This window comes from Phocaeicola barnesiae DSM 18169 = JCM 13652 (assembly GCF_000374585.1).
Lineage (GTDB): Bacteria > Bacteroidota > Bacteroidia > Bacteroidales > Bacteroidaceae > Phocaeicola > Phocaeicola barnesiae.
This window is the reverse complement of the sequence record NZ_KB894650.1, coordinates 84,361-109,761: the sequence shown is the minus strand read 5'-3', so window position 1 is coordinate 109,761 and position 25,401 is coordinate 84,361. Positions and strand designations below refer to the sequence as shown.

Annotated in this window: 29 protein-coding genes and 1 pseudogene; 9 read left to right on the top strand and 21 right to left on the bottom strand. The window is 43.5% G+C overall.

Annotation, left to right across the window (positions count from 1 at the left end):
* The first annotated feature begins 12 nt into the window (after nt 1-12).
* From C510_RS17770 to C510_RS0109530, 5 genes are all read left to right on the top strand, one after another.
* Nucleotides 13-216 (top strand): hypothetical protein, encoded by a 204-nt coding sequence (locus C510_RS17770; RefSeq protein WP_025892289.1) that lies wholly within the window; start codon nt 13-15, stop codon nt 214-216.
* Nucleotides 213-3,491, top strand: a complete 3,279-nt coding sequence (locus tag C510_RS0109545; protein WP_026320176.1) for a DNA primase — start codon at nt 213-215, stop codon at nt 3,489-3,491. Before C510_RS17770 ends, C510_RS0109545 begins: the two co-directional genes overlap by 4 nt.
* Before the next feature lie 168 nt (nt 3,492-3,659).
* Nucleotides 3,660-4,748, top strand: coding sequence for an AAA family ATPase (locus C510_RS0109540; protein ID WP_018711118.1), 1,089 nt, complete (start codon nt 3,660-3,662; stop codon nt 4,746-4,748).
* Between the two features lie 4 nt (nt 4,749-4,752).
* Nucleotides 4,753-5,433: a hypothetical protein gene (locus C510_RS0109535; protein WP_025892288.1), complete on the top strand. Its 681-nt coding sequence runs from the start codon at nt 4,753-4,755 to the stop codon at nt 5,431-5,433.
* Between the two features lie 275 nt (nt 5,434-5,708).
* Entirely contained in the window at nt 5,709-5,951 is a 243-nt protein-coding gene (locus C510_RS0109530; protein ID WP_244870471.1) for a hypothetical protein, read from the top strand.
* A gap of 20 nt (nt 5,952-5,971) precedes the next feature.
* On the opposite strand, the gene C510_RS0109525 is transcribed toward C510_RS0109530, so the two are convergent.
* The 3 genes from C510_RS0109525 to C510_RS0109515 form a co-directional block, all read right to left on the bottom strand.
* Nucleotides 5,972-6,865 carry a helix-turn-helix transcriptional regulator gene (locus C510_RS0109525; protein WP_018711115.1) on the bottom strand — a complete coding sequence of 298 codons (894 nt, stop codon included), beginning with the start codon at nt 6,863-6,865 and terminating at the stop codon, nt 5,972-5,974.
* A gap of 114 nt (nt 6,866-6,979) precedes the next feature.
* Complete coding sequence (locus C510_RS0109520) at nt 6,980-7,468, bottom strand: SLOG family protein (protein ID WP_025892287.1); 489 nt, start codon at nt 7,466-7,468, stop codon at nt 6,980-6,982.
* Nucleotides 7,469-7,472: 4 nt separating this feature from the next.
* Nucleotides 7,473-8,033 carry a phosphoribosyltransferase gene (locus tag C510_RS0109515; RefSeq protein WP_018711113.1) on the bottom strand — a complete coding sequence of 187 codons (561 nt, stop codon included), beginning with the start codon at nt 8,031-8,033 and terminating at the stop codon, nt 7,473-7,475.
* A gap of 760 nt (nt 8,034-8,793) precedes the next feature.
* On the opposite strand from C510_RS0109515, the gene C510_RS0109510 reads away from it, so the two are divergent.
* From C510_RS0109510 to C510_RS0109500, 3 genes are all read left to right on the top strand, one after another.
* Entirely contained in the window at nt 8,794-9,015 is a 222-nt protein-coding gene (locus C510_RS0109510; RefSeq protein ID WP_018711112.1) for a helix-turn-helix domain-containing protein, read from the top strand.
* 141 nt (nt 9,016-9,156) lie between these two features.
* The gene (locus C510_RS17120) at nt 9,157-9,585 is read left to right on the top strand and encodes a hypothetical protein (RefSeq protein ID WP_018711111.1); all 429 of its coding nucleotides are present in this window, start codon (nt 9,157-9,159) and stop codon (nt 9,583-9,585) included.
* Between the two features lie 21 nt (nt 9,586-9,606).
* Entirely contained in the window at nt 9,607-10,806 is a 1,200-nt protein-coding gene (locus tag C510_RS0109500) for a TIR domain-containing protein (RefSeq protein WP_018711110.1), read from the top strand.
* Nucleotides 10,807-10,918: 112 nt separating this feature from the next.
* Here C510_RS0109500 and C510_RS0109495 read toward each other — a convergent pair whose 3' ends face one another.
* The 18 genes and pseudogenes from C510_RS0109495 to C510_RS0109410 form a co-directional block, all read right to left on the bottom strand.
* Nucleotides 10,919-11,302, bottom strand: a complete 384-nt coding sequence (locus tag C510_RS0109495; protein WP_025892286.1) for a hypothetical protein — start codon at nt 11,300-11,302, stop codon at nt 10,919-10,921.
* Nucleotides 11,298-11,915, bottom strand: a pseudogene (locus C510_RS0109490) (YWFCY domain-containing protein); the annotation flags it as partial. The gene C510_RS0109495 and the pseudogene C510_RS0109490, both read right to left, overlap by 5 nt.
* Nucleotides 11,916-11,935: 20 nt before the next feature.
* Entirely contained in the window at nt 11,936-12,409 is a 474-nt protein-coding gene (locus tag C510_RS0109485) for a hypothetical protein (protein ID WP_018711107.1), read from the bottom strand.
* A 3-nt stretch (nt 12,410-12,412) separates the two neighbouring features.
* Entirely contained in the window at nt 12,413-13,300 is an 888-nt protein-coding gene (traN, locus tag C510_RS0109480) for a conjugative transposon protein TraN (RefSeq protein WP_018711106.1), read from the bottom strand.
* A 50-nt stretch (nt 13,301-13,350) separates the two neighbouring features.
* On the bottom strand, nt 13,351-14,562 hold the full coding sequence (locus C510_RS0109475; protein WP_018711105.1) for a conjugative transposon protein TraM: 1,212 nt from the start codon (nt 14,560-14,562) through the stop codon (nt 13,351-13,353).
* Nucleotides 14,559-15,047 carry a hypothetical protein gene (locus tag C510_RS0109470; RefSeq protein WP_018711104.1) on the bottom strand — a complete coding sequence of 163 codons (489 nt, stop codon included), beginning with the start codon at nt 15,045-15,047 and terminating at the stop codon, nt 14,559-14,561. Before C510_RS0109470 ends, C510_RS0109475 begins: the two co-directional genes overlap by 4 nt.
* A 12-nt stretch (nt 15,048-15,059) precedes the next feature.
* Complete coding sequence (traK, locus tag C510_RS0109465; RefSeq protein WP_018711103.1) at nt 15,060-15,656, bottom strand: conjugative transposon protein TraK; 597 nt, start codon at nt 15,654-15,656, stop codon at nt 15,060-15,062.
* 18 nt (nt 15,657-15,674) lie between these two features.
* Nucleotides 15,675-16,802, bottom strand: coding sequence for a TraJ family protein (locus tag C510_RS0109460; protein ID WP_018711102.1), 1,128 nt, complete (start codon nt 16,800-16,802; stop codon nt 15,675-15,677).
* 60 nt (nt 16,803-16,862) lie between these two features.
* Nucleotides 16,863-17,513 (bottom strand): DUF5045 domain-containing protein, encoded by a 651-nt coding sequence (locus C510_RS0109455; RefSeq protein WP_007835264.1) that lies wholly within the window; start codon nt 17,511-17,513, stop codon nt 16,863-16,865.
* Between the two features lie 25 nt (nt 17,514-17,538).
* Nucleotides 17,539-18,192: a hypothetical protein gene (locus tag C510_RS0109450; protein WP_018711100.1), complete on the bottom strand. Its 654-nt coding sequence runs from the start codon at nt 18,190-18,192 to the stop codon at nt 17,539-17,541.
* A 65-nt stretch (nt 18,193-18,257) separates the two neighbouring features.
* Complete coding sequence (locus C510_RS0109445) at nt 18,258-19,004, bottom strand: hypothetical protein (protein WP_025892283.1); 747 nt, start codon at nt 19,002-19,004, stop codon at nt 18,258-18,260.
* Complete coding sequence (locus C510_RS0109440) at nt 18,998-21,832, bottom strand: TraG family conjugative transposon ATPase (protein WP_018711098.1); 2,835 nt, start codon at nt 21,830-21,832, stop codon at nt 18,998-19,000. Before C510_RS0109440 ends, C510_RS0109445 begins: the two co-directional genes overlap by 7 nt.
* Before the next feature lie 15 nt (nt 21,833-21,847).
* Nucleotides 21,848-22,138: a hypothetical protein gene (locus C510_RS0109435; RefSeq protein WP_018711097.1), complete on the bottom strand. Its 291-nt coding sequence runs from the start codon at nt 22,136-22,138 to the stop codon at nt 21,848-21,850.
* Between the two features lie 12 nt (nt 22,139-22,150).
* Nucleotides 22,151-22,507 carry a DUF4134 domain-containing protein gene (locus C510_RS0109430; RefSeq protein WP_005837643.1) on the bottom strand — a complete coding sequence of 119 codons (357 nt, stop codon included), beginning with the start codon at nt 22,505-22,507 and terminating at the stop codon, nt 22,151-22,153.
* 66 nt (nt 22,508-22,573) lie between these two features.
* Nucleotides 22,574-23,008 carry a hypothetical protein gene (locus tag C510_RS0109425; protein ID WP_018711096.1) on the bottom strand — a complete coding sequence of 145 codons (435 nt, stop codon included), beginning with the start codon at nt 23,006-23,008 and terminating at the stop codon, nt 22,574-22,576.
* Complete coding sequence (locus C510_RS0109420; protein WP_025892282.1) at nt 22,990-23,607, bottom strand: hypothetical protein; 618 nt, start codon at nt 23,605-23,607, stop codon at nt 22,990-22,992. The genes C510_RS0109425 and C510_RS0109420 overlap by 19 nt, the downstream gene beginning before the upstream one ends.
* A 3-nt stretch (nt 23,608-23,610) precedes the next feature.
* Nucleotides 23,611-24,009 carry a hypothetical protein gene (locus C510_RS0109415; RefSeq protein ID WP_018711094.1) on the bottom strand — a complete coding sequence of 133 codons (399 nt, stop codon included), beginning with the start codon at nt 24,007-24,009 and terminating at the stop codon, nt 23,611-23,613.
* A 27-nt stretch (nt 24,010-24,036) separates the two neighbouring features.
* Entirely contained in the window at nt 24,037-24,897 is an 861-nt protein-coding gene (locus C510_RS0109410; RefSeq protein ID WP_018711093.1) for a ParA family protein, read from the bottom strand.
* 342 nt (nt 24,898-25,239) lie between these two features.
* Here C510_RS0109410 and C510_RS17345 point away from each other — a divergent pair, with 342 nt between their 5' ends.
* Nucleotides 25,240-25,392 (top strand): hypothetical protein, encoded by a 153-nt coding sequence (locus tag C510_RS17345; RefSeq protein WP_153816365.1) that lies wholly within the window; start codon nt 25,240-25,242, stop codon nt 25,390-25,392.
* Nucleotides 25,393-25,401 lie beyond the last annotated feature (9 nt).

Here is a 25,401-nt window from a genome sequence, read left to right as displayed (position 1 = left end):
GATTTTATAATAATGAAAGAAATCAGACCAGCGTGCGATCCAAACGGTGTCTATTCAGTCAAGCGCACCTGTGCTGAACTCGGTATCAGCAACAAGACACTCAAAAAATACAGAGATAACGGATATATCCAACCGCTTAATCCTAATAATGTCAGCCGTCCGAAATACTCCGGCCAGTCAATAATCGATTGTTGGAACCTGCTCAGTACGTTATGATAAGCGAAACAACCATACGGAAAGTAAGGGAACTTGCCATAGAAGACGTACTCAGTCCTTATGTCAGACTGTCCAGAAAAGGTTCAACACTGATGGGACTTTGTCCTTTTCATACAGAGAAGACCGGTTCCTTTGCCGTTACCCCAGGCAAGAATCTCTTCCACTGTTTCAGCTGTAACCGTGGTGGTGATTCCATTACGTTTATAATGGAAAAGGAAAACCTTTCCTTCAGTGCCGCCGTGGAATTTATTGCCAGGAACCATAATATTCCGGTAGAATACGTCAGTGAAGAGCGCAGTGAGGAACAGATGGCTGAAGCCAGGCACCGGGAGTCACTTCTGACAGTTCTCGATACAGTACAGTCTTTCTTCCTGCAGAATTTAAGAGCAACAGACAAGGAAGAGAGCCTTGATGCCAGGGCCTACGCATACAGTCGGTGGCATGAGGAGTTCTGTGCCTTTGCCGGAATAGGCTATGCACCGAAGGATGGCCAGGCCTTTATGGATTTCTGCAGAAGCAAGGCTCTGAACGAAGAACTGCTGTACGAACTCGGTATGTTCAAGCGTGGCGAGGACGGAAACACATACGCCATGTTCCGACAGCGTATCATGATTCCCGTGAGAAACAGATGGGGACGCATCATTGCCTATACAGCCAGATACATCGGAGACAACAGGAAAGCTCCCAAGTATATCAACTCGGCAACAAGCATGATTTACTCCAAGGGAGAAACAGTATTCGGTATTGACCGTGCCGCCAGACTGCGTGATGCCGACTATTATATCATTGTAGAAGGTGCTCCTGATGTCCTGAGAATGCAGTCGATTGGATACGACAATACAGTAGCGTCACTTGGAACAGCCTGGAGTGACAACCAATTCGAGCAGCTGAAGAAGTATGTATCCTCACTCTGTTTCATTCCAGATTCAGATATTGCGGAAGGCAAGCCATACGGGCCTGGATTTGAGGCGGTGATGACCAACGGGGCTGCAGCCATAAGAAAAGGATTCCATGTAACAGTCAGGGAACTTCCTTTTGCAGAAATACCATCCGAGGCAGAAGGAGAAGTACAATATGCCAAGAATGATGCCGACAGCTATATCCGCAGCAGGGAGGATTATACTTCACTTCCGGAAAAGCATTTTATCATCTGGCTGGCACAGAAACGTTTTCTGGTGGCCGGTTCTATGGTAGAGGAAAGAAAATGTGTTGCGGAAATAGCAGACCTGCTGCGCTATATAAAAGACCAGCTGGTGTACGACCAGTGCATAGAACAGCTTTCCAGACTGCACGGGAAGGTAAAACTATGGCGTGATGCCGTTACCCAGGCACGTGGTGAAGCCAGGAGAAGGAACGACAAACCTGCGGCCATGAACGAGATGCAGCGTGAAGCTGAACTGCTGCGCCAGTTCGGTCTGTTCGTCAGGGAAAACTGTTACTACTCCATCGGTGAAGATGATGATGAACCGTCAAGAATCTCCAACTTCATCATGGAACCGCTATTCCATATCGAGGATGAGATAAACGGAACCAGAATCTTCCGTATGAGAAATATGTACAATGTATGCAGGGTCATAGAACTGAAGGAGTCAGAACTCTGCTCACTGAGCAACTTTCAGCAGAAGGTCGGCTCACTGGGCAATTATGTATGGCTGGCCAAGATAGACAAGCTCAACCGTGTAAAGGAATACCTGTACTCAAAGACCGATACGGCAGAACGTATCAGAAAGTTCGGTTGGAATGCGGCTGAAGGATTCTTCGCTTTCGGTAACGGAATATTTTTTGCAGGCACATTCAATGCCGTTGATGATTTGGGTATTGTCCGTGGAATCAACGGCAAGGCCTTCTATATACCGGCCACTTCAAAAATCTATCTCAACAATCCGGAGATATTCCAGTTTGAAAGACTCATGGTACATGAGAACCGTAACGGGATAAAACTGTACGATTACGTAAAAAGACTGATGGAAGTATTCGGTGAGAATGCAAGCGTAGCCTTCTGTTACCTGCTTGCCACCCTCTTCCGTGACATCATATTCAGACGTACCCGCCACTTTCCCATCCTGAACCTTTTCGGTGAGAAAGGAACCGGTAAGACAACCCTGGCTACTTCCCTCCAGTCCTTTTTTCTGCACGGAGTAGATCCGCCAAACCTTGGAGTAACCTCTGTACCGGCCATGAACGACCGTGTGTCACAGGCCGTCAATACTCTTGCCGTGCTTGATGAATACAAGAACGACCTCGACATACGCAAGATAGCCTATCTGAAAGGGCTCTGGGGCGGTGGCGGCCAGACCAAGAAGAATACGAATACAGACGGGATGGCAGCACAGACCATTGTCACAACAGGTGTAGCCCTTTGCGGCCAGGACAAGCCGACACAGGATATGGCACTCTATACCCGTGTCATCTTCCTTGCCTTTTCAAAGACATCATTCAACCAGAATGAGAAAAGAGCCTATGAAGACCTTGTATCAGTCTGCAACATGGGACTTACCCACCTCACCCTGGAGATACTGGGATACCGGGAACTGTTTGAGAAGAACTTTCCGGAAATATATTCCATTACCAAGCGTGAGCTAGCTGCGAAACTGGAGAATGAAACCATCCATGACCGTATATTCGGAAACTGGGTTATTCCATTGGCCACCTTCAGAACGCTGGAGACAGTAATTGACGTGCCTTTCAGCTATGCAGAATTGTTTGATACGGCAGTCAGGGGAATACGCAATCAGAATGAGCTGGCTCAGGAAAGTTCGGAAATAGCGGACTTCTGGAGTATGCTTCAGGGATTCCAGACTTCAGGGAAATGTATTGAGAAGGCACATTACCGTATAAGGTATATGAAATCCTTCCGCCCATTGTCTGTAAAAGAAGATATAGAATTTAAGGAGGCACGTCCGATTCTCTATCTGAACACAGCAGCCGTAGCATCACTGTTCAACAGCCGGAATGCAGGTTCCACCTCCAACCGCTCGAACTGGTCCACCATCATGTCGTACCTGAAATCCCATGCTTCATATCTGGGACTGAAACAGGACAGATTCACCATACTTCTGCCAAGCGGACTTCCTGACTATATCATCGACATTGTGAATGGAGAGCAGGTTAAGAAGGTAAAGGTAAACCGACCAAAGGCATTGTGCTTTGATTATCTCCAGCTGAAAGAGACTTTCGGACTGGATCTTGAAACTGAGGTTGTAGCAGAAAACCAGGAGGAAATACCTGTTGAGCAACAACATCCAGTCAAACAGGAGGAATTACATTTTGGCTGATTATTATGTTGTATCAAGAGAGCTATTATATTAATATACTGATTAACAAGTTATGTTATGTGTCTAAAAATATGCTTTTTAATTCATTATTATAGTGAAATTTCCGTATCTTTGTATTTATATGTACGACCTGATATGGAATTAGGTGTTTTTTGTAAAACAGATAATATGATAGAAACTATAACTGTAAAAAATTTCAAGTCAATAACAGATATGACATTATCTTTAGGTAATGTCAACGTTTTTATTGGTGCTAACGGTTCCGGTAAATCAAATATTCTTGAAGCTATAGCAATGGTTGCAGCTGAGCGTTCTGCCCAAATAGAGGTAAATTCCATGATACAGAAAGGTATCAGAATAGCAAAACCGGACTTAATGATAAGTTCATTTTATGGCCAGCCATCCAACAACACCATTAATGTAAATATATCTGGAACTGAAGGAGAACGTATAAAATATGCAGTTACCAATTTAACTCCAGAGGATATTTATTCTACTTGGAATGCTCCTTGGTCAACTGGAGCCAGGCGTGGAAATATTAAGGAAGCTGTAAAAAAAACAGATAAGTTAAAGGAATATTTGTCCAAGTATCTTATTTATTCACTGTCTATCAACGCACTTCGTGGATTGACTTCAGACAGCTTGCAATATCCTCTTGGTTTGAATGGAGAAGGCCTTGATGTGCTTCTTAACAACATACCCAAAGAAGAAATCATGCAGATAAAAGAATCTGCTAAAGACTATATATCCTGGATTGAAGATATATTCTTTGACAATGAAGAAATATACAAGATGCAGGGATATAAATTGGGAAGAAGTAAATCCAATCTCTATTTCAGGGATAAGTTTATGCAGAAAAAGAACAATCTGTTTTCTGCGGAGAATGCCAATGAAGGTGCGTTGGAATTATTGTTTTATCTTACACTCTTTATCAGCAGGAAGACCCCGGACTTCTTTGCCATTGACAACATTGAAAATGGGTTGAATCCCCGTTTGTGCAGGTTTCTCATGAAGAAAATCTGTGAATTGGCTGTCAAGAATGGTAAGCAGGTACTTATAACAACGCATAATCCGGCCATATTGGATGGCTTGAATCTTAATGACGGCAGTCAGCGATTATACGTTGTGACCCGTAACGATGAGGGAAAAACGCAGGCTAAACGTATCCAGACAAAAGAACAGACAGGTGAACAGCGCATGATGCTTTCAGAAATGTGGATGAAAGGACTTATTGGCGGTGTACCTTATAATTTCTGATGATATGAGATTGGGTATTATAGCAGAAGGAAAAGCTGACATAGCTGTAATAAAGGCAGTTCTGAAAGCTTTGAAGGGTATTGATGGTAGTGATGTCGTTCAATTGCGTCCCAGTGAACAGTTTGACGAGACTGATTTGAATGAAATGAATTTCAGTAACTGGAATCTGGTTTTGAAATCATGTGAGGACATTAGCTTGCTCCAGTCTTTTTTTGATATATTGGCAGATGATGCTTTGCTTGTTGTTCAGATAGATACTGCAGAACGAGGTGAAGCTGGGTATGATATAAATGAACCATTACGTACAAAAGATACAGATTGGAAAGAATATTGTGATTATCTGTATAAAGCAGTAGAATATAAAATCTCGAATATTGTTCCGGAGGCTTATCGAGACAAGGTTGCATATGCAATAGCCATTGAAGAGACAGATGCATGGCTTATACCTCTATTTGACAATTCCTGCAAGGAAACAGCACAATACGCAAATCCAAAGGAACGTCTACATTATCTGATCAGCAGGATTGACGGTAAAAAAAGAACCAGATACATCAACACTGACAAAAAGAATCTGGACTATGATAATATATCAAAAGATATGAGAAAAGGACTTAAGACATGCCGTCAAAAAAGCCGGAGTCTTGATTTGTTCTGTTTGGACTTGGAGAACAAATGCAATATATAATATTATGCCAATAAAAGATAGATTTTCTCTCTTTTGTTGGCATATAAATTTTATAAGATTCTCATGGCGGTGAATGGGAAGATGTAAGTTTTGGAAAGCATGTTAAATCTCAACTATAGCAGGAATTTCGGATAAACAGTAATATTGTAAAGCTGAAATTTATAATTAATTTCTTGCGATTTTTGTTGTTAAATTTCTGATTATCAGAATATTTTCGTATATTAGTATAGCAAAAAAGATTATAAACAAAGGTATAACAAATAAATCCTATGATTATGGCAAGAACATTTACTATTACCTGTTATGGTAAGACTAAGGAATATCCAGAGAGCCAGCGTAAGAAAATGATTAAGGAGTTTGAGACGGCTATGCTTTGCTGTGATGGCAGTGAGGCTGAACGTTACAGGAATATATATGGTGACCTGGTTGCCGGTGAGAAGGAGTGTATGGACACAGAACGTCCATTGAGTCCTGAGCTTGAAGCAATGATTGAGCGAATGTTTACTACTCAAAAGTAATATTTCACCATTGCAGATTTCTATGTTGCATACCTATTCCTGATACGCCCAATCTTCTGAAGCAGTTTAATTCTCAACTTTTCCGGAAAAGTAATCTCCACCTTATCACCAAGAGCCAGGATTTCATCTACCAGTTCGTCAGTCACAAGAAGTGTGTAATCAAATGAAGTGAAAGTCCCCATATCATTCCTTTCCACCTGAGAATGGTGGAAAGGATGCTTTCTCAGATAATCGGCAAATGGACCATAAGCCCGTAGTGTAACCTCTTCCGGCTGCTGTCCGGTCGGAGCCACAACGCCAATGGAGTCCGAAAGACGATTGGCAAGCGAAAATCTGCAGTCAGTCTGAAACCTGTTTCCGCTGAGATAAATTCTTGTCAGTGTATCAAGAGGAACAGCACAGAACTCTGATCCGTTCCTATACCCAAGCAGATACCAGCGATTATTAAACAGCTTCAAACCTTCCGGTTGGAAACGGCCTTCCACTTCATTGCCCTTGTCATTGGTGTAGAATATGTACAGCTCATGTCCATCGCTGATACACTCAGATATATCAGGAAGGTATTCAATACCGCCAGACATGTCAGGCAGTACGACACGATGGAACAGACACGGACTGCTTTTCAGGGCCACATCGATGATACGGATGTTGAAGAGCCAGTTGCGGCAACTGTCACCGAGTATTTCATCCAGATTCTGGATGTAGTATGTATAGTCCTTTCTGTTACATGCAATGACTATATCAAAATTTTCCTCAATCATTTTCCGGTGATGATGGAATGTGCGCAGACTCAACGGCTTTCCATTGTACAGGAAATGGTGCTTCCAAATATCACAAAGCCTTTCAAAAGTGACCTTTCTTTCCTGATAGACTGTATGCAACAGCCAAATGTATCGGTTGTAGATATTGTTCATAAAATTACCTCTTGCAACTTGTTTAACTATCTAAATATAAGCATTATAAATGAGATATGCAAGAAATTTGCATATCTGTTTTGTACAATATTTTCACTATAATCCGGGCAGGTTTCAGTACAGATTGATTATATCAATACATCTTTTCCTTGCTTCCTTGCAGGTATAGAATGTTCCTCCATAAGTCTTGCCTTCATAATAGGCAATCACGCCACATGAATGCTCCAGCATGAAGTCATTGCGTCTTAAAAGACATCCTTTGAAATAGTGTTCACTCAATATGATAACTTGGTCAGCCTGGGAAATTATTTTCTGATAATGTTCCTTTTCCATGGATGGCCACCTGCAGCTCTGTTTTCTGAAGGGAACAACTGCAATGAGCCGTATATCCGGATACCTTCCCTTCAGTGACAATACAGTTTCAGCTGCCATCAGGTCGAATCCCATGGCCATGCCTGAGTAGAAGCAGGTAATGCCTGACCTGCATGCAAGCGACACGGCTTCAACGAGGCGTGCCCTTATTTCATCCTGCCTTTCTACGGGAACAGTTCTGTGTCCCGTGAAAGCCAGTGATTTTGATTTTTCTGATAATATTCTGTCCATAGTTCTATACTTTATAATGAGTCCTTGCAAGGAAGATACCTTCAATGACATTCGCTCCGAAACTCTCCAACTGATTCGCATACATACCGAAACTTATTCCACGTGTTATCACATCATCGAAGACTATGACCGTCTTGTCCTTAAACCACTCTTCATCAAACTCGATGATGCTTATCTTTCTGATTTCCTTTTCAGCCTTGCGGTTCTCATGAACTGCGAGCCTTTCTCCGCATACCCTTACATGGTCATATCCGTTTATAGCTCCTGTGAGTTCACATACCCTTCTGCAGAAGTCCATGTACCGGATTTCATTCTTTCTTACCGATGATGCCGGAACCGGAATGAATACCAATTGTGAGCATCCGCTGCCGTGTTCCTCAATCATCCTTGCTGCCGTCATCTGTGCCACCGCTTCATGAGACCTTCCATCCTTGAAGTCATAAACCAACTGTCTGTCGGCGATTTCCTTCTCGCCCACATTCTGAATACGTTTGGGAAAATACTTGCAGAACCATGTCTGTGGCTTTTCCAACTGCTTTCTGATGCTTTCGTCCATCTGTACCATACGCTCTGATTTTTCCCTTCTGTCTGCAAGTTTTTCAGCTTGCCCGAAGGATATTTTTTGCAGTTCTCAGAAGCGCAGGCATTCAATAAGGCAAACTTCAAGGAAAGCTGAAAATACGCTCAACCCCGTTTGAGGAAGATTTTCAGCCCTGTGTTTGACGTTTGCAATGCCGGAGATACCTTTGCAAAAAAATATCTGAAGAGGCATGTTGAACAAACCTGTGGCTGTAATGGTACATTAGGATAACTATGTATCCCTTTCACATCAGATGTTTTCAGATAATAAAATGCACACGTTTCAATGGTGACAGTGTTGACAGAGAGTATCTGTCAGTGTATCAGATACTTCACATAGAAATCATGCGTTGACAAACGTTGACAAGTGTAGCCACAATTTTCAGTCCGCTAAAAATCCATAGCCAAACGTTGACACACTATAATACTCTATTCTTTATAAGAAAAATCAGAAAGAATATAATATACTGTATTACAGGAACTTCCCAGATAGACTTTATAACGGATTTTCATTGGATTTGCTGTCAACGCTGTCAACCATCAAATATATGCCTTCCTGATTTCCGTAAAACAGATTCGTTATCAACCGCCTTAATCCAGCCATATTGAATTTACAAGTAACACATAATCCATACAAATCTCACAATCTCCAGAATAATCCCATATTTGATGTATTGACAGCTAATAATCAGTTGTTTACATTTGCGGTATCCCATAAACGAAAAGATTAACCAGCATGAGAAATAATGAAAGTTGTTCCGGAAAAGACATATTCAGTAAAGGAGGCAGCACGCTATTTGGGTGTCCACCGCTGTACCATCTATTCCTATATCCGCTACCAGAAAAAGCCGCTGGCTTTCCTGAAGATACCTGATAAGGCAAAAAGAGTATTCAGAGGAGCTGACCTGATAGCCTACAAGGAATCCGGTCTGCCAAAACGTGGCCGCAAGCGTAAGAATACACTTTAAAATAAGTTCATTTCTATTTTTATAAGAACCAAAACATTAGTAGTAATTTTAATTTTTTCTTAGTAATAGTTTGGTTGTTGAAGAATCATTTTCTATGTTTACAATAGTATAAATAAACGTAAGAACGAAAATAAATTAATTATGGAAATGAAATTAAAACATTTGGAATTTATTCAAGGTATTATTACAAGAATGGCTAATAATTCTTTTATGTTAAAAGGATGGGCAGTAACACTTGTTGCTGGTATTTTTGCTTTATCAAGTAAAGATTCTGATCAGTTGTATTCAATCATTTCAATAATTCCAGTTATTGCTTTTTGGGGATTAGATTCTTATTATTTACTGCAAGAAAGACTATATCGATCCCTATATAATAAAGTTAAAGATATAGAGGAGAACTCGATAGATTTCTCTTTGAAAACAAGTTATGATAAATTCCCTTTCAAGGAAAACAGATATTCACGTTGCTTGTTTTCAAAAACAGAGTTATGGTTTTATTTACCATTATTTCTTGTTTGTCTAACAGTAATAATATTTGTTAATATTGATAATATTCAAATTTGTTCCTAAAATATAATAAATTCATAAGATATGCCTGGTGTTACTAAACGTATATTTGAGCATGATGTAAGAGATATTATTTCTATGTGGAATGATGAGATAAAGACGTTAATGCCATTACTACCACAAGAATATACAAAGAAAGATATAATTAATTTATTAAGGAAATATTATCCATATGAATGGATTTCTGTTGAGTCTAAGTATACTTACTACCATACTAAGGATAAATATATAATGAAATTTTGTGGAAAAGCTCGTTTTAAAATGCTCAAACCTGAACTTTTGATTTGTAAAGTACCAATGTATAAAAAAATATCATCTGAATATTATCTGGAATATCATAAAAATAATTTTTCAGAAGATAAATGTGAAGAATCAAAAACAAAGCTATGGAACCAAAGGCAACCTAAAATAGAACATATTAATAAGAAAATTGAAAAAGCTTTATATAAAACTCAGCAAGTAACACCTACATTTATTGATCAATTGATTGGACTATATGAACGTAAAAATACAAGCCAAAAAGATAGAGTCTATATCCTTTTAGAATTAAAAAAATATTATTGCAAAAAGGTGATACAATTTTTCTTTAAACTTAATGATACGGAACTTAATAAACAGTTAAGATTTGAAGCTTTTTATTATTTGCAGGAGTTTAATTTTAACCCTCGTCTAAGAAAGCAGAAATATATGTTAGTACATACAAATAATAAAGTAAGAAAAAATTATCTGAAAAATGTATATTCTAATGAGAAATATATAATAAAGCTGAATCCGAATGAATTAGAATATAGAATTGAGAATTCAAAGGAGCAGAAGATAAAGTCTTATGATTATTTTATTTCCCATAGCAGTAAAGATAGTAAAGAAGTTCAAGAGCTTATCAGGAAAGAAAACAATCTGAAAAAAAATATTTTTTGTGATTGGATAAATGATATTGATTATTTAAAACGACATTTATTATGTAATGCTACACTTAGAGTTTTGGAAGAAAGGATGAAACAATCAAAAGCCTTAATTTTTGTACAATCAGAAAACTCACTTAGTTCTGTTTGGTGTAAATACGAATTGAATTTCTTTTTTGAACTCCATAAACCAATTTTTATTATAGAGAAAGACTCCATAATAAATAAAGATTTTGAACTTAAAGCTATGAATGATTATTGGTTTATAGACTCTGATTATAAAGAATCGACATTAATTTTTGCATCAAAGATTTACAATTGATATTTAAAGTATTTGATATGGTAAATAACCTATCAACAGCTTTTCATTAACTATTAATAGCCTATAAGGAATTCAGTCTTACCAAACGTGGCCGCAAGCATAAAAAACACCGTTAGTTCAGTCTGTCCCATGGAATTGTATCCAAAAGATTACATTTGACATTCATAGCTGCAAGTTCAAGAGCCAGCAGCCTTGCCTTTAGACTGACATCCTCCATGTCAGCCACGGCCTGAAGGAACTCCGATGGCTCCATTGCTCCTGACTGAATCATCCATTCCCTTGCACATTGTTCAGGAACAGCGGCACTGACAAAAGAGAATATTTCTTTTGCTATGCAGCCAGCTGTACCATCACCGGCTTCAATGGTAAAGCAGAACGTTACACCGCTCGAAGTCTTCCTCTTGAAATTGAGAAACCGGATTCCATCCATGTCTTCCATAGAAACGCTCCACCCATGCCGGGCAGAGATATTAAAAATATTACGACAATTTTCCATTTACAATCGTACCACGGAACGGATTGATGATATTGATCCATCCTTTGTGCATCTTCTTTTTCCAGTAGTATATCATCGGAATGTTCACCGAGTAATCATTGCTGACCAGTGTTTCCGACTGCTGGAACGATTCGTTCTCAAAGTTGAAACGGTCCTCACCAACCTTGTAGTTGTAATACTTGGCAATACCGTCCAGTCCCTGATGCACCAGCATGGTACCCACCACCGAACATACCGCATACAGAAGACGGTTGGCCGGAAATCCCAGCCAGCTGAATCCGAAACTCATGCCATGGAATACAAAACAAAGCCCTACAAGTGTCAGACCGGCCAGTACCGGATAGATGACCATTGTCCTTACATTGAACTTCAGGGACTTTTCTGCTTTTGTACCGATACAGACAATACAGATGCATATCAGTTCGGCCACCTTGCATCCCGATACGGAATTGAATACCCTGAACCGTGCCAGCAGGTCGAGTACGAACTGAGTAACCCTGTTGTCAGCCGTAACAGGCAGGTTCATGATGATTTCAATAATCAGAAATATATAGATGCAGCTCCTGAAGTAGTTGTACATCTGCTGCTGTTCCCTTGTCTCCTCAAATGCCATACGCCGTAAGATTTATATTGTCAGAAAGGAATCTTTATACCCAACAGCAGACCGTTGCGGAAGGTATCCCCATGCAGGAAGTTCACATTGTTCTTCTGTATGACAGAGAACTCCAGTCCGCTGCGGAACACATAGCTGTATTCAAATCCGGCCTCCAGTCCGAAGAAGAACTTCTTCTGTACCGCACCGAACTGAGGCCCCAGACGAAGGCGCATCATGCCGTTCTTGTACCGTGCCAGACGGTGCTTGTAAACCATACCGCCATCCCAGAAATATCCTTTCCAGAAATTGTGACATACCGGCTTCTGCCAGTGATTCCCGACCTCACCATATACTTCGACCGCATTTCCGTATGAAAGCGGATACTCATAACCCAAAGTGGCATTCACTGTACTTGCAAAAAGGAATCCGGCATTTACTGAAACCTTTCCGGTTTGTGCCGATACACCGATGGATGCAACCGAGCAAAACAGAATGAACAGAATCTTCTTCATGGCCTATCTTTTTATGGAATGATCAATATAATAGTAGGGGTAGTAGTCGGCACCGTCCAAAATATCCGAGTCGAAGCCGTCCGCATTGAGAATGTCCTCATACTCGATGGTGAGTACCACCACACGTCCGCTTATCTGGTTCTCGGAAATCTCCAGACGGAGCACCTTCTCTTCAGGGAAAGTCAGCTTCGGAAGTACAAGCACGTTCCTGTAATCCTTCCTGAACTTACGGGTGTTGTTCATGGAGAATACCGGAGTAAGCTCTATGGTCTGTGAATTGGTTGCCTTTGTCTCCTTTTTGTCAGTAAGTTTTACCCTTATCTCCTCAATGTCGTATGCAATCCTAGTCTTGTTCTTCAGCGTATAGTCCAGAAAGAAATAGTCACCGATGGAATAGATGTTGTTGATGCATGCCCTGATTCCGTTTTTGTCGGATACAATCTGGTTGAACTTTCTTCTGCTTCCATAGACAGCCCAGGCATATCGTGCAATCTCGGCCATCGGCATGGAAACCTCCGGATTGATATAGGACTGCGTCTCATTGTAGGATACATTGTAGATGGTAGAAGCACAATCCGGTGATTCGGTATAGAGAATGTCATACTGGGCAATATGACGCTCACCGATAATGGTGAGTGTACCCAGCAGTTCATTTTCGCTGTAACCTTCAGACGATATGGAATCATTCTCCAGATAAGGCTTGATGCGGACGATATTGTCTGTACACTGGTTGCCTATAATTTTAGTAGTGGAAATATCCACCATTTTGATGTTCTCCGGCATTACAATGTGCGTGGTCACTTCCCGGTTGATGTATATCTTCTCGTTGGCCGACAGATGTACGGCTATGCCTGTGATAAGGCATATTATCAGAATAATTCTGGTTTTCATATTGAAATATTAAAATATTACTATAATTTTCTTTGCTGTATTCAGATATATTATCTCGCATCCTCCGAGTTTATCAGGTAAACAATGGTATTGTACTTGATTTTCGCCTTGTTCTTTCTGATATTGGAAGATATTGCAGAGGTAGCAGAGTTGTACATGTTCTGCAGCGACTGGAGTGCAATGGCCTCCGTAGAAATACCTGTACCGTAACCGTCACTGGATTCAAAACTGATATTCTGCTGTACCGTATTGGAACCAGCATCCTTCATGAAATCCCTGAAAGCCGATTCAGGAACATAGAAGCCTTCCATACCGTCATTGTCAAAAACAGAAAGCTTAACCTTGATGAACCTGTCGCCGATAAGGATACTGGTTATGGAAGCCCTGACACGCTGCTGTCCGAAACCTGTTACCGTACCATAGAGGTAAGTACCCTTTTTCAGCTTTGTGCCGCTTACCGTCACATCGTCCAGAAGCTTGAACCGCAGACGTGTGCCTTCATGCGCCTTTGTAGTCTGGTCAATCATGGCACGTATCAGCTTGTTCTTGGCAAATTCATCCGGAGCAGTAACCGTATTGAATCTGTCGGCATTGGTGTCATCAGACTTGATTACCAGACTCGGACGGTTGCGTTCCCTTTCCTCCTGACGTACTCTGGCTATGGAATCAGCCCTGTGCTTTCTTTCCGCTTCCTCTGCTTCCGGGTCTTTAATACCCAGTCCGCTTTCAATGGCCTTCTGCCGTTCATAGCTCCTTCGCTGAATCTCTTCAAGGTCACGTGCAAACTCATCCTGTGAAGAATATCCCATACCTCCGTAACCCGTTTCACTGTTTCCCGAAGGACCGTTCCCGTAAGCATATGCATTGATATGCTTTCTTGATTCGGCAAGGGAACGCTCCAGTTCTTCAAGTTCCCTCTGCTGTCGCTGTCTTTCAGCTTCGGCTGCATCCAGACGGTTCAGCTCTTCCTCGCTGTAGCCGTGTTCCAGTTCCTCCTTCTTCTGCTCTTCCTCCCCGATACCGCTTACGGCTGTGAAGGCATCCTCGTCACCGAAACGTCTGGACATCTCATACATCTTGTCTCCGGCTTCCTCGGCATTGGCCTGGGGAAGCTCCATGTTGATACGGTCTGTAGCTACCGTTCCGGCAGTCTCCTCACCACCGGAGAAGGTCTGCATCACAAAGTATACCAGTGCGCACAGCGGAACGAATATGACCAGCGGAAAGATATACTTGGGCTGTTTGAAATTAATCTTAATCATGGGTTATCATTGTTTTTAATGGATTTGACTATATTTTCCAGCTGCCGGTATTTGAGGATGATCCGCAAGGAATCCTCACGGCTCTTTACAGGTATGGCAATCATGGAGTCCAGTTCATGACGCAGTAACTGTCCCTTCACCGTCATGTCCGTCAATACACTGCGGTGAATGTCCTTGTTTGCCTGGATGGTACGGAATCCCTGAAACACCGGTTCCATTGCGGCTATCGAACTGACATCCGGCTCACTCTGTTTCCCGTTGCCGGAATCTATGGCTACGGTACTTACAAGTAGCAGAAGCAGCGTTCCCGCTACACCTGCGAATGTCGTTTTCGGATGTTTAGCCGCACATCTGTTGGCCAGTCTGATTCTTGCGGCCAGACGGTATCTTGTTCCGATGACACCCAGTTTGGGCTGCAACCACGACCTGACAAGCAGATGCGTTTTCAGACGGCTTTCCTGTATCTTTTTTCTGAATGATTTCATAATATCTGTATATCAATAGTCCAAATCCTTGTTTTCAAGAGTCCTCCAGCCGGTAATGAGCAGACCGTGGGGATTGTTCCTTGTCCTCGGTACGGACTCGATGTAACCTGTTGTCACCATCGAGCGTCTGATGTCCCTGGTCCTGCGCTTGATAAGTTGCGTACCGTAATAGGTAAACTTCCGTTCATGTTCGTCAAACTGAATGGAGTCGCACATGATGGTGCAGACAGCCGAAGAGGAAATGATGTCCGAGTAGAAACCGTTCTCGTCCATGGCCTGTTTCTGTTTCAGTGCAGTTCCGTCAGCCATATACATTGCTTTCCCTACCGTCCATTTGATATAGTCGTTGTCGGGCGGCAGGTTGAAGAAATACTGGTGGAACAGCTGTATGTGCGCCTTGGCCTCCATGGTGAAGTTGGCTTCTAGCCGTGCACGCTCGGCAAGAAACGGAATGTCTCCGTCAAGTACATAAATCTGCTGCCTTTCCTTATTGACTAGGGAAATGCAGCACCAGACTGTAAAGGCACAGATGAAGGTGCAGCCTCCGATTACCGCAAATACCGTCATCATGGCCAGTCGGGTTTTCTGTGCAAGTGATTCGATAAGCATATAATGAAAGATTTTAAGTTATTTGACCAATGACCTGACAGTTGAACCTGTTCCTTTCATGGCAGAACCTGCCATACTTCCGGCCATACCACCTGCAGCCGAAGTGATGCCCATTGCAGCCGAACCTGCCACGGAACCCGTACCAGAACTTACACCTCCCGGAATCAGCCATGAAGCCACTTCAGGAACGAAGCGTATGATATAGGCACCCACGAGCATACCCATGGCATACATACAGTTGGAACCTATTCCCTGCAGTCCCAGTGCGCCAATCTGTTCCCATGAGTTGACCGAGCCGTGCAGCAGATGGTCGTATGCCACCAGATCCTGCTGGAGGTTATAAAGAAGGATGAAGTCTATATAATAGATGCACATATAGGTAACGAATCCCCATAACGAGAGGGAAAGGAACTTGGACATCCACTGGCTCCAGGCCGAGTTCCATGGCGGTGCCAGCGAGAGAGCAAACATGATCGGACAGAATATCATCATGATGGCCATGAAAATCCTCTGTGCCACGAGCATCCCGTAATACGACATCTGGAAAATCAGTTCCCCGACAAAGCGTATTACATCGTTTATCCATTCACTGACCTTCGTCTCAGCCGCCACGGCAGCCCTCTGGGCGTAGTTGTTGATGGTCGAGCCCAGATTTTCCACATTATATATCAGCTTGTCCCACCATGCAGCATCCTGACCGATTTCGGCCACCTGCTTTGCTGTAGCAATGGAGTCCTGCACGGTTCTCAGCCTGTCGAGATATTCACTCTGTTTTTGTGCCACCTTCAGCTCGAAGGCCGCCACTTCCTTGTTCTTTGCCTTGGCCATAGCCCATGTAGCTGACTCCAGACTCTTTCCCGGAACCTGCAGAGCCGAGCATATCCATGAAGAGGATGAAATACACAGGGAAATGCCGATGATGCGCAACAGCTTCATGACATCCATACCACGCCTTCCGAGCATCATCATCCAGCATTCGTATGAACCGACACACAGGGCCAGGCACAGACCGAGAGCCTTTGCCATTGAAACGGCATCACCGAGAACGGCCACATTGGGAAATGTCTCCATGGCCGTCAGCAGCTTTTCCAGACTTTCGTCAATGGCCGGAAGTCCTATTGTCAGCGGAATAAACAGTAAATTCATGATTGACTATATTATTTGTTTAATATTATTACCTGAATTGTTATCAATTATAGAGAATGTCTAATAGTGTGTAGCGGCAACGGCACAAAGGTGTGCAGTCCTGTTGACCAGTTCTGCCATCCTGGATTTGGCTTCCTCGTATGCCTTCTGCCGCTTGGCGTTCTCCAGTCCATAGCCGACACCGGTTTTGTGTATATAGGCTATATCCGCACAGAGTATTTCATTCTGGCGGCTCAGCTCGTCCACCTGATAGCGGAGCTTGCCGTCACTCTTCTGCATACAGTAGAGCAGTCCGTCCGTGATACAGTCCTGCATACGGTTGAACTCGTCCTTGTAAGTGGCATACATCAGGTCAACATTTCTGTCAGCCTCCCTTGCCAGTTCTTCCTTATACAGTTCCTCGATATATTTGCGCTCACTCTCCACTTTCTTGATTTTCTGCCTCTGCGTCTCTTCGGCAGTTACACGTACCGGCATGATACGCTTCACATCAGACTTTGGTTCCTTGAAACGGACACGGAATCCGGAGTTGAACCAGTCCCATTTCCAGTACATTTCCGCACCTGAGTATTTCTTGTGCAGGAAAAAGTAATACCAGTCCGGAGCAAAATCCCACGGACCGTTTTCCATAGACTTCCACTGCTTCTGCTTTTCACTGTCACTTACTATGCTTTGGGCATTGGCAACAGTGACTGTACCTGAAACTGCCATACAGAACAGGCACAATAACATAATTCTAACCTGCATATCCCTGATTCCATTTATTGATTACACGCTCAGCTATCTCATTTTTCACATTGGAGTTCAGTATCTCCCAGATATAGTCCGGCTTCCATCCGCAGTCCGTGACAAGGAAACAATACAGATTAGCATTGTCTATTATGTACCTTGCCCTGTCGATGGAAGCCTTCAGTGTCATTACCAGATTCAGTTTTTCATCCATGGAGGCCTTCATCAGGTTTATACCCGAAGCGGCTACGGATGCATACAGTCTGTAGCAGTGCTGTATCTCCCTTGATATTGCCACGTTGGCATCTGCATAATACCAGGCCACGAAAGGCTTCTTTGATACATGACTGAAAGTATTACCAGTAAAGTCCTTGTATTCCGTTACCAGCTGATACAGTGAGTTGGCCGTTGAAGAAATGGCACCGGCCAGTACCAGGTACGAATAGGCATTGTTCAGCCTTGTATCCAGAGTGGTACGGACATCATTGAACTTTTCCGCACCCTTTTCAATGAGCGACTGCTCGCCATAGCTTGTGGCCACTCTTGTCAGAGCCTTGTCCTCGTCCTTCTTTATGGCCTTGTGCAGGGCTATGAGTGCTTCGATAGTCGGCAGGTCTTTGGGTATTATGAAAGCGGAAGCCTTTACAGGCAGCAACAGCATTATAATACCGGCTGATATGATACTTATATTCCTGATTCTCATGACAGACACATACATATTAAGGGTTAATAATTTGAAGCAATCAGGCCGTTCCAGTCCTGTACAAGATTCCCCACATGATTCTTCATGGTCACCACATTTGCCCATCCTTCCGGGTCTATGGCAAAGAAGAGGTCGTTTGCAGTGGCATACTGTGCCATCAGAACCATCCCTTCCACCTTGTAGCGTATCCTGTTCAGGTCAGTATAGATACTGTTGGCCAGTGTCAGCCTTTCATACCTGTCCAGCAGGTTATAGCCGTCATCCTTTTTTTCTGCAGTTGCCTGTCCCTGCAACGGATTGGGAATTCTGGCATTGTTAACGATATTGACGAAGTTGCCGACCAGCTGCTGGGTTTCCGCTACAAGGTTGCCGAGTTCGTTCAGACAGAGCAGCCTGTTTGAAAATTTGGCCCTGTTTACCGTACTGACAAGTACCGGAACATTTCGCAGAATATCCAAAGCGCACAGACCTATTTCCTTATAATAAAGACTTTCAGTCCCGAAACCGGATATGTTCTCCATACTCAGCTTATATAATTCCTTCATGGTAGCCATGCTTACCGTATAGAGTTCCACCTTCTGTTTCTTGGCAGCGATGGTATCCACACGCTGGTTGTGCTGTTCCTCGATAAGCTTCTGTGAAGCGGTATTGGCCAGGACAATCTTCAAGCAGTTGCGGTCGAATACGATTCTCCAGGCAGCATGTGCATTAATACAGACAAATGCAGAAACCATTATAACCGATATGATTCTTAATACTGTTCTTACCATAGTGACATAACTTTTTGATGTTGGTTGACTTTTCTTGCAAACTCCAGATACAGAAGTCCTCCATCCGCCTTTCGGTCTTCCTCGATACGGGTGATGGCCTCCTGCAGCGTACCGTACCGGGCAAGATAAATCTTCAGTGCCTCCTTCTCGGTACGTTCTGTAGTGTATGCCCAGTAACATTCAGGTGCTTCCTCCACACCGTACACATCCGAGTGCTGTCCCCGGCAAATCCACACCTCCTTGAAGTAGCTTCTTCCCTCATGGTTGTTCAGTGCATTGATGGTGAATATCTGCTGACGCTGTATGTCTGTGAGTCCCAGAATGGCTGCAATATCCTCATACCTGTCCTTGAACTTGGTCTGGTCAAGCAGAATCTTCACGTCCGAGTTGTTGATGATGGCCTCCTTCACAATAGGGGAATCAATCACGTCATTAAGCTCCTGTGTGACTACACCGGCAATGCCGTGGAACTTCCGGACGGTCTTATACAAATACTTTATATATTCCGCCATGGTAGGTGATGCTATTGCCTTCCATGCCTCTTCGATGATAAGAGCCTTCCGTCCCTTCTTGATACGCATCTTCTGCAGGAACACGTCCATGATAATCAGTACCACAATCGGGAAAAGCACCGGATCATCCTTTATCTTGTCAATCTCGAACACAATGAAACGCTCGTCAAACAGGTTAATGTCCAGGTCGGAGTTCAGCGTCATCTCCAGCTCGCCGCCACGGTAGAACTGTTTCAGAATGGCCGCAAAGTCATGTATATTGAAACTGATTTTCTCCAGCTGTGTAATCTGCGGAATGCGCTCCAGGGCAAACTCATAATAGGAATTGAACGATAGTTCCTGAACCTTCAGCCTGCGCTTCTGTTCCTCCATGTGGTCAATCTGCCTGTCTATTTTAATCAGCATGGAATTGTTATAAAGTTCCCTTTTATATTTTTCGATAATGGCAAGTGCACGTTCCTTTTCCGATTCTGTGGCCGCTTCATCATTGATCAGGGCGGTCAGTGAACGGCACTGTCGTATCAGCTTCAGACGGCGTACTTCTGAAGGCAGCAGCAGTGCACGATTTTCCGGCTTTTCCTGCGCCTCTTCCGCATTTATCTGCCTGTCGATGTCCTCCATGCTGTGCGTGTACTGTTCGTAGTCATCCTCCATCTTGGCGGCAACCAAGAGTTTCTGTCTCAAAGCCTCACGCTCACTGTCACTGAACCTTTCAAACGGATTGAAATATGCCTCATAGTATTCTACGATGGTCTGATTTATCAGCATGTCTTCAATCTTGGAAGGAAATGCGTTACCCTTGAATATCAGGAATATCAGCGATTTAAGGAAGTTCTTCTTCTCACCGAAATTGAGTTCATATTCTTCCTTAGTAACCTTGAACGGATTCATGGAGATGGGCTTCTCCTTCGAGTAGGCTATGTATGTACCCTTGTAATATCCGCATATACCTTCGTAGGAATCACCCGTATCCACCATGACCACATCCGTATTCTGTTCCAAGAGCTGACGTACCACACTGTTCATGTGGAAGGACTTGCCGGAACCTGAAGGACCGATACAGAAGAAGTTGGCATTGTCTGTCATTTTCTTCTTGCCTTCCTTGCCGGTAATGTCAATACAGACAGGCAGTCCCTGACGGTCGGTGTAGTATGTAGTCAGCGGTGTATCTTCGGATTCCTTCAGATGCTCCTTGAAGAAAAAGCAAAGTGCAGCATCCGAAAGTGTCAGGAACAGGTCATAGTCCGGGTTGAAAGCATAGCCATTACCGGGAAAACTGTCCATGAAAAGCTCCAGCTGGTTGTAGGCCGTCCTTGACGGCATGATGCCGCACTCGTACAGCTTTGTCTCCAGAAAGGAGGTTACCGGAGTAACCTTGTCAGGCGGACAGCTCACCAGAATGTTGAAGTTGCAGTACACAAGCATGGTACTGTCAACGGCCAGCCTGTCCAGCACTTCCTCAATGTCAGCCCTGGCAATACGGTTGCTCGGGTCCGGCATGGAACCGTGACGCTTCGCTTTGGCCTGAAGCTTACGCAGCAGCTTCCTCTGTCCCGGTATCTGAATGACCTGGTTGAACACCACACAGTCCGAGTAGGGGACGCCGGTAAGGAAAGAAAGCAGGTCTGTAGCAATTCCGTATCCGTTGATGTTCATCTGCGTGTACGGCTTTACCATGGAAGGCAGGTTTATCTCGTCAATATCGACCAGCGGATAGGAACGGATGATACGGTCACCAGTCCTGAGATATTCGTCCGAAGCCTTGAAGTTGGTCATTGAGAACGGTCCATGCCGGAACTGGAATGCCATGAAACGGTGACAGTACTCGCTGACTTCCTCCTTGCCGAGCTTCCTGTGCCGGATATGCTTTTCGGTCAGAATATCATCCGTCTTTGATACCTTGGAATGGAAATCGAGCCATCTCTTCGGGTCATACTGGATGAACTGGCTTCTCTGAGCCTCCTGAGTGAGGATAAGAAAAGTCCTTATCTCTGTGAACTCCCTTCCCTCGAAGTATCTGAAATAGCTTCTTGTCAGGAACTCCGCATCTCCCGGCACGTCATGGTGGTATGCCTGTCTGCACAGAATATCCTGCTTCTGCAGTGCATATCCCTCACCGATGGTCTGAAGGATATTGGATAGCACGTCATGAAACAGCATGTACTGCTGCGCATCCGTACAAAGCTGCTGGACCGGATTGGTTATCTCAAAGATAACGGACGGCTCGCCTCTGGCCGAGAACAGCACGACATTGCCGTCCGTCTCCTCCAGCTGCGCATAGAGTCCGTCAAAAATTCTTTTCCTTTTGTGTGCCATACTGTATAAAGTGATTTACTGTTCTTTTCTCAGGCTTCTGTAGATATAGATACCTCTTGCCCTTTTTTTGTTGTGGAGTCCACCACGCTGCTTGATGTAGATGGTTATCAGTCCCACCAGTGCCATGACCATCATGGCTATGAATCCTGCAATCTTTCCCAAGGCGATTGAGAAACCGATGAAGCCTACGAATGATACGCCTATGGCTGCCGCTGCCAGAGTGAGGAAACGGCCGCGTATGCCCATAAACTCCAGCGGCTTCTGCAATCCCTTGAACACAGGGTAACCTTCCTGATTCATTGTCATGTCGGGAAAGGATTACTGGAAGAACAGCGGAAGAGCTTCCGAAAGTGCGATGAATGCGATACAGCCTCCGATGGTAAGCATGATGGTCTTCTTCACGTCCTGGTCTCCGTTTTGCATCTTGAAATAGACGTTGAAGGCACCGACCAGAACGATAACGGCAGCAATAGCCTTCATCAGGTTCGATACCGGAGTCTGATAGGAACTGACTTCCTGAGTGGCCTTGGTAAAACCTGCTGCTCCCTTGCTTCCTGCCATTACATTTGATGTGGAAATAACGAGTGCAATGGCCGCCATCACACACTTCTGTCCAAAACTTGAACCGATGAAACGCTCCGTAAGATTCCGGGCACTTTTCTTTATTATCTGCATTTCTGAATAATATTAAATGATTTCATCGCCAAAGAAACAGATGTCACTAAAGGAACGGTATATATATCAGGCATTCTCACAGCTGAAGATAACGGCACCGAGGTCACTGGTACCGGTCTCTGCCAGCCGGTTTATTTCCTGAATGATATTCTCAACCAGAATGCCGTCAGTCATGATGGCCTCCCGGTAAACGTGTCTGGAAGATTCTGATTTGGATGCAGATTTCTCTGTACCGTCAGAATCAGTATTTTCATTCTCAGGTTCGGGATTCCCTGTATTATTCTCTTCCTGATTCTCTTCTTTGGATTCAGGTTCATCCCGGTTTATCCTTATCGGCCTGAAGCTTCGTGCCTCTTCCGATATGTCAATGTCCTCTTCTTTTTGGATGTCCTGCTCGGCATTCTGTGCGGCCTTTGCCCTCTGGAAATCCATGAAAATCATTGCCGCATAGTAGAATACCATTGCAACGAAGAGAAGGAATACTATCTGTCCGTACTGCATGGTTGTTGTAATATGATGTTGGAAGAAAGAGCGGAACTGTCCTGCGGAAGCGGAAGGATATGCAGTCCCAGTCTGATACCCCGGCTTTCCAGGCGTTCCCTGCGTTCCGTAGTGCCGGTATAATAAATCACGTTGTGTTCCTCACTGATGATGTATCCGTTTGACTTCATGTTTGAGCGCACCCTTACCTTCGCCCTGTTTGAAATGACACGGATACCGGTTATGGGTTCCAGTCCGAAGACGATACGCCGTCTTTCCCTCTTTACCATCTGGGTACGGATACGTGAGGAAATCCGGTGTTTCTCTTCACTGCTGCGTTTCAGTCCGAGTGCAGCGGCTATGCGTCCGACACTCATCCGTGTAATGCCGAGAGCTTTCCCTATTTCAGAGAAGGAACACTCCTGAAAGTGATTCCTGATATAGTCGGCACGTTCCATCCATTTGGATTTGGCCATTTTTACAAGTCCAAGCTCACGGGCTTTCAGCTTGACGGTTGATTCGCTAAGGTTGAGAACGGCAGCGGTATAGGCTGTGGTCTCTACCGGATACAGTTCGACAAGAGCGGCCAGCATCCTGTCAGTCCAATCAGTCTTTTTCATATTCTACAGATTATAACTGTTAAACAAAGATTTCTTTTCCCTTCTGTATTCTGCCAGACGTGGCAGGTAGGACTTGAAGAATGCCCTTACAATGGCATTCACCAGGTCAGAGCGGCACCTGCCATGTATATCGCAGTCGTCAAGTGAATCCGCAAGGTCACGGTCAAGCTTGCAGACAAGCCTTTCAGTTTTGTCCGTTCCGGAACCGTCCGATTGCAGGTATTCCATGAAGTCATCCCAGCATCCTGTATCTGGGAGGGAAACAACAGTATCCTTTTCCTGTGCTTCGTTATTATTTCCCTTTTGCTCAACCTGTGTTCCTGCGGAATCTTCCGTCAATATAAGTTCTGAATCATTGATGCCTCTTGTCAGGTCATCTATTCCCGGTATATCCTTACTCATAGTGCTATGGTTATTGAAGTTTACTGATTATTCTGGTTCTTTGTTCTGATTACCTGTACCATTTTCTGAAGGACTGGTTTCAGATTGGCCGGTATTGTCATTTGATACTTCATCAGACGGCCTAGCCTTCTTTTTCTTCTTAGGTTTGGGATTCAGATTTTCCGTCAGCTGTATGCCTTTGAGTTCTTTTTCCCTTATCGGTTCAAGTGTATCGAAGATACTCTGATAGATTTTGTCAAATACTGGTGTAACAATAGCAGCCTGCATATCCAGTGCCGCCATGGTACTGAAACGTTCCATATCCGCACGTTTGGGAATCTTCGCAGTGACATACCCGTAGTTTGAGAAAGTATCCCTTGCATTGTCCCATATAAGCAGCTCAGAACGCTTGCCGATTCTTCCGTCATTCAGATTGGGAATTATGAAGAGTCTTGCCTTCATCCTTTTACCTACAGCCTTTTTCAGACGGTCAACAAACATGAGGAAGCTGGCTGTGGACGGAACTGTTACCAGGTCATAATGGAATGGGACAACGATAATGTCAGAGTTTACAAATATTGGTACCAGTCCTTCCGCTTTCAGACTGCTCGGTGTGTCCATCAGAACAACGTCGATTTCAGGATCGTTGTGAAGCTTCTCCATAAGGGAAGTCATCATCGCCTTGTCGTTGGCTTCGTATGCCCATACCTCGTAAGGCATTTCCTGTTCGCCGTATTTTCTGATGTCAGCCTTTCGGCACTTCATAATGGAGTGCTGGAAGTCGCAGTCTATGACCACAACTCTCACACCCTTTGTCACCAGATAGTTGGCAAAGGTGACGCAAAGGGTAGTCTTTCCAACGCCTCCCTTCTGATTGGCAAATGTCACTATAACCGGAGTCTGTATCATTTCAGATATTGATTGATTTTGTGACAAATGTATTAACCAAGATTTTCAGGTAAGAAATGCACAACAGTTTTATAATATTGGTTGGATTAACCGGAATATTCAGAGAAATTTTATTAGGTTAATTGGGGTGTTTAGACTAAAAAAGTTACAGATAAATCTACTTCTATTCTACGGAGTAGTAACTTAATTAGAATAGATATGTAGATTATTATATGAGTTTGCTTTCAAAGAAATATCCTATTCAACAAATCTTTTTAAAGTTGTAATGCATTTATAACCAAAGAAAGAACTAATACATAAAAAAGAATACCTATATTTGTAGAAACAATAAATAAGATAATTATGGAAAATAAACCTTCATTCAACGGAATTGGTTCTTCTAAGAAAATCACATTACGTACAACACCAAATAAGCCAGAAATAAAAAAACAAGAAACTACCGTTTCAACACAACGTCCAACAACAACAATTCCTTCACCAAGAGGACATGCTTAATTTCTTCTA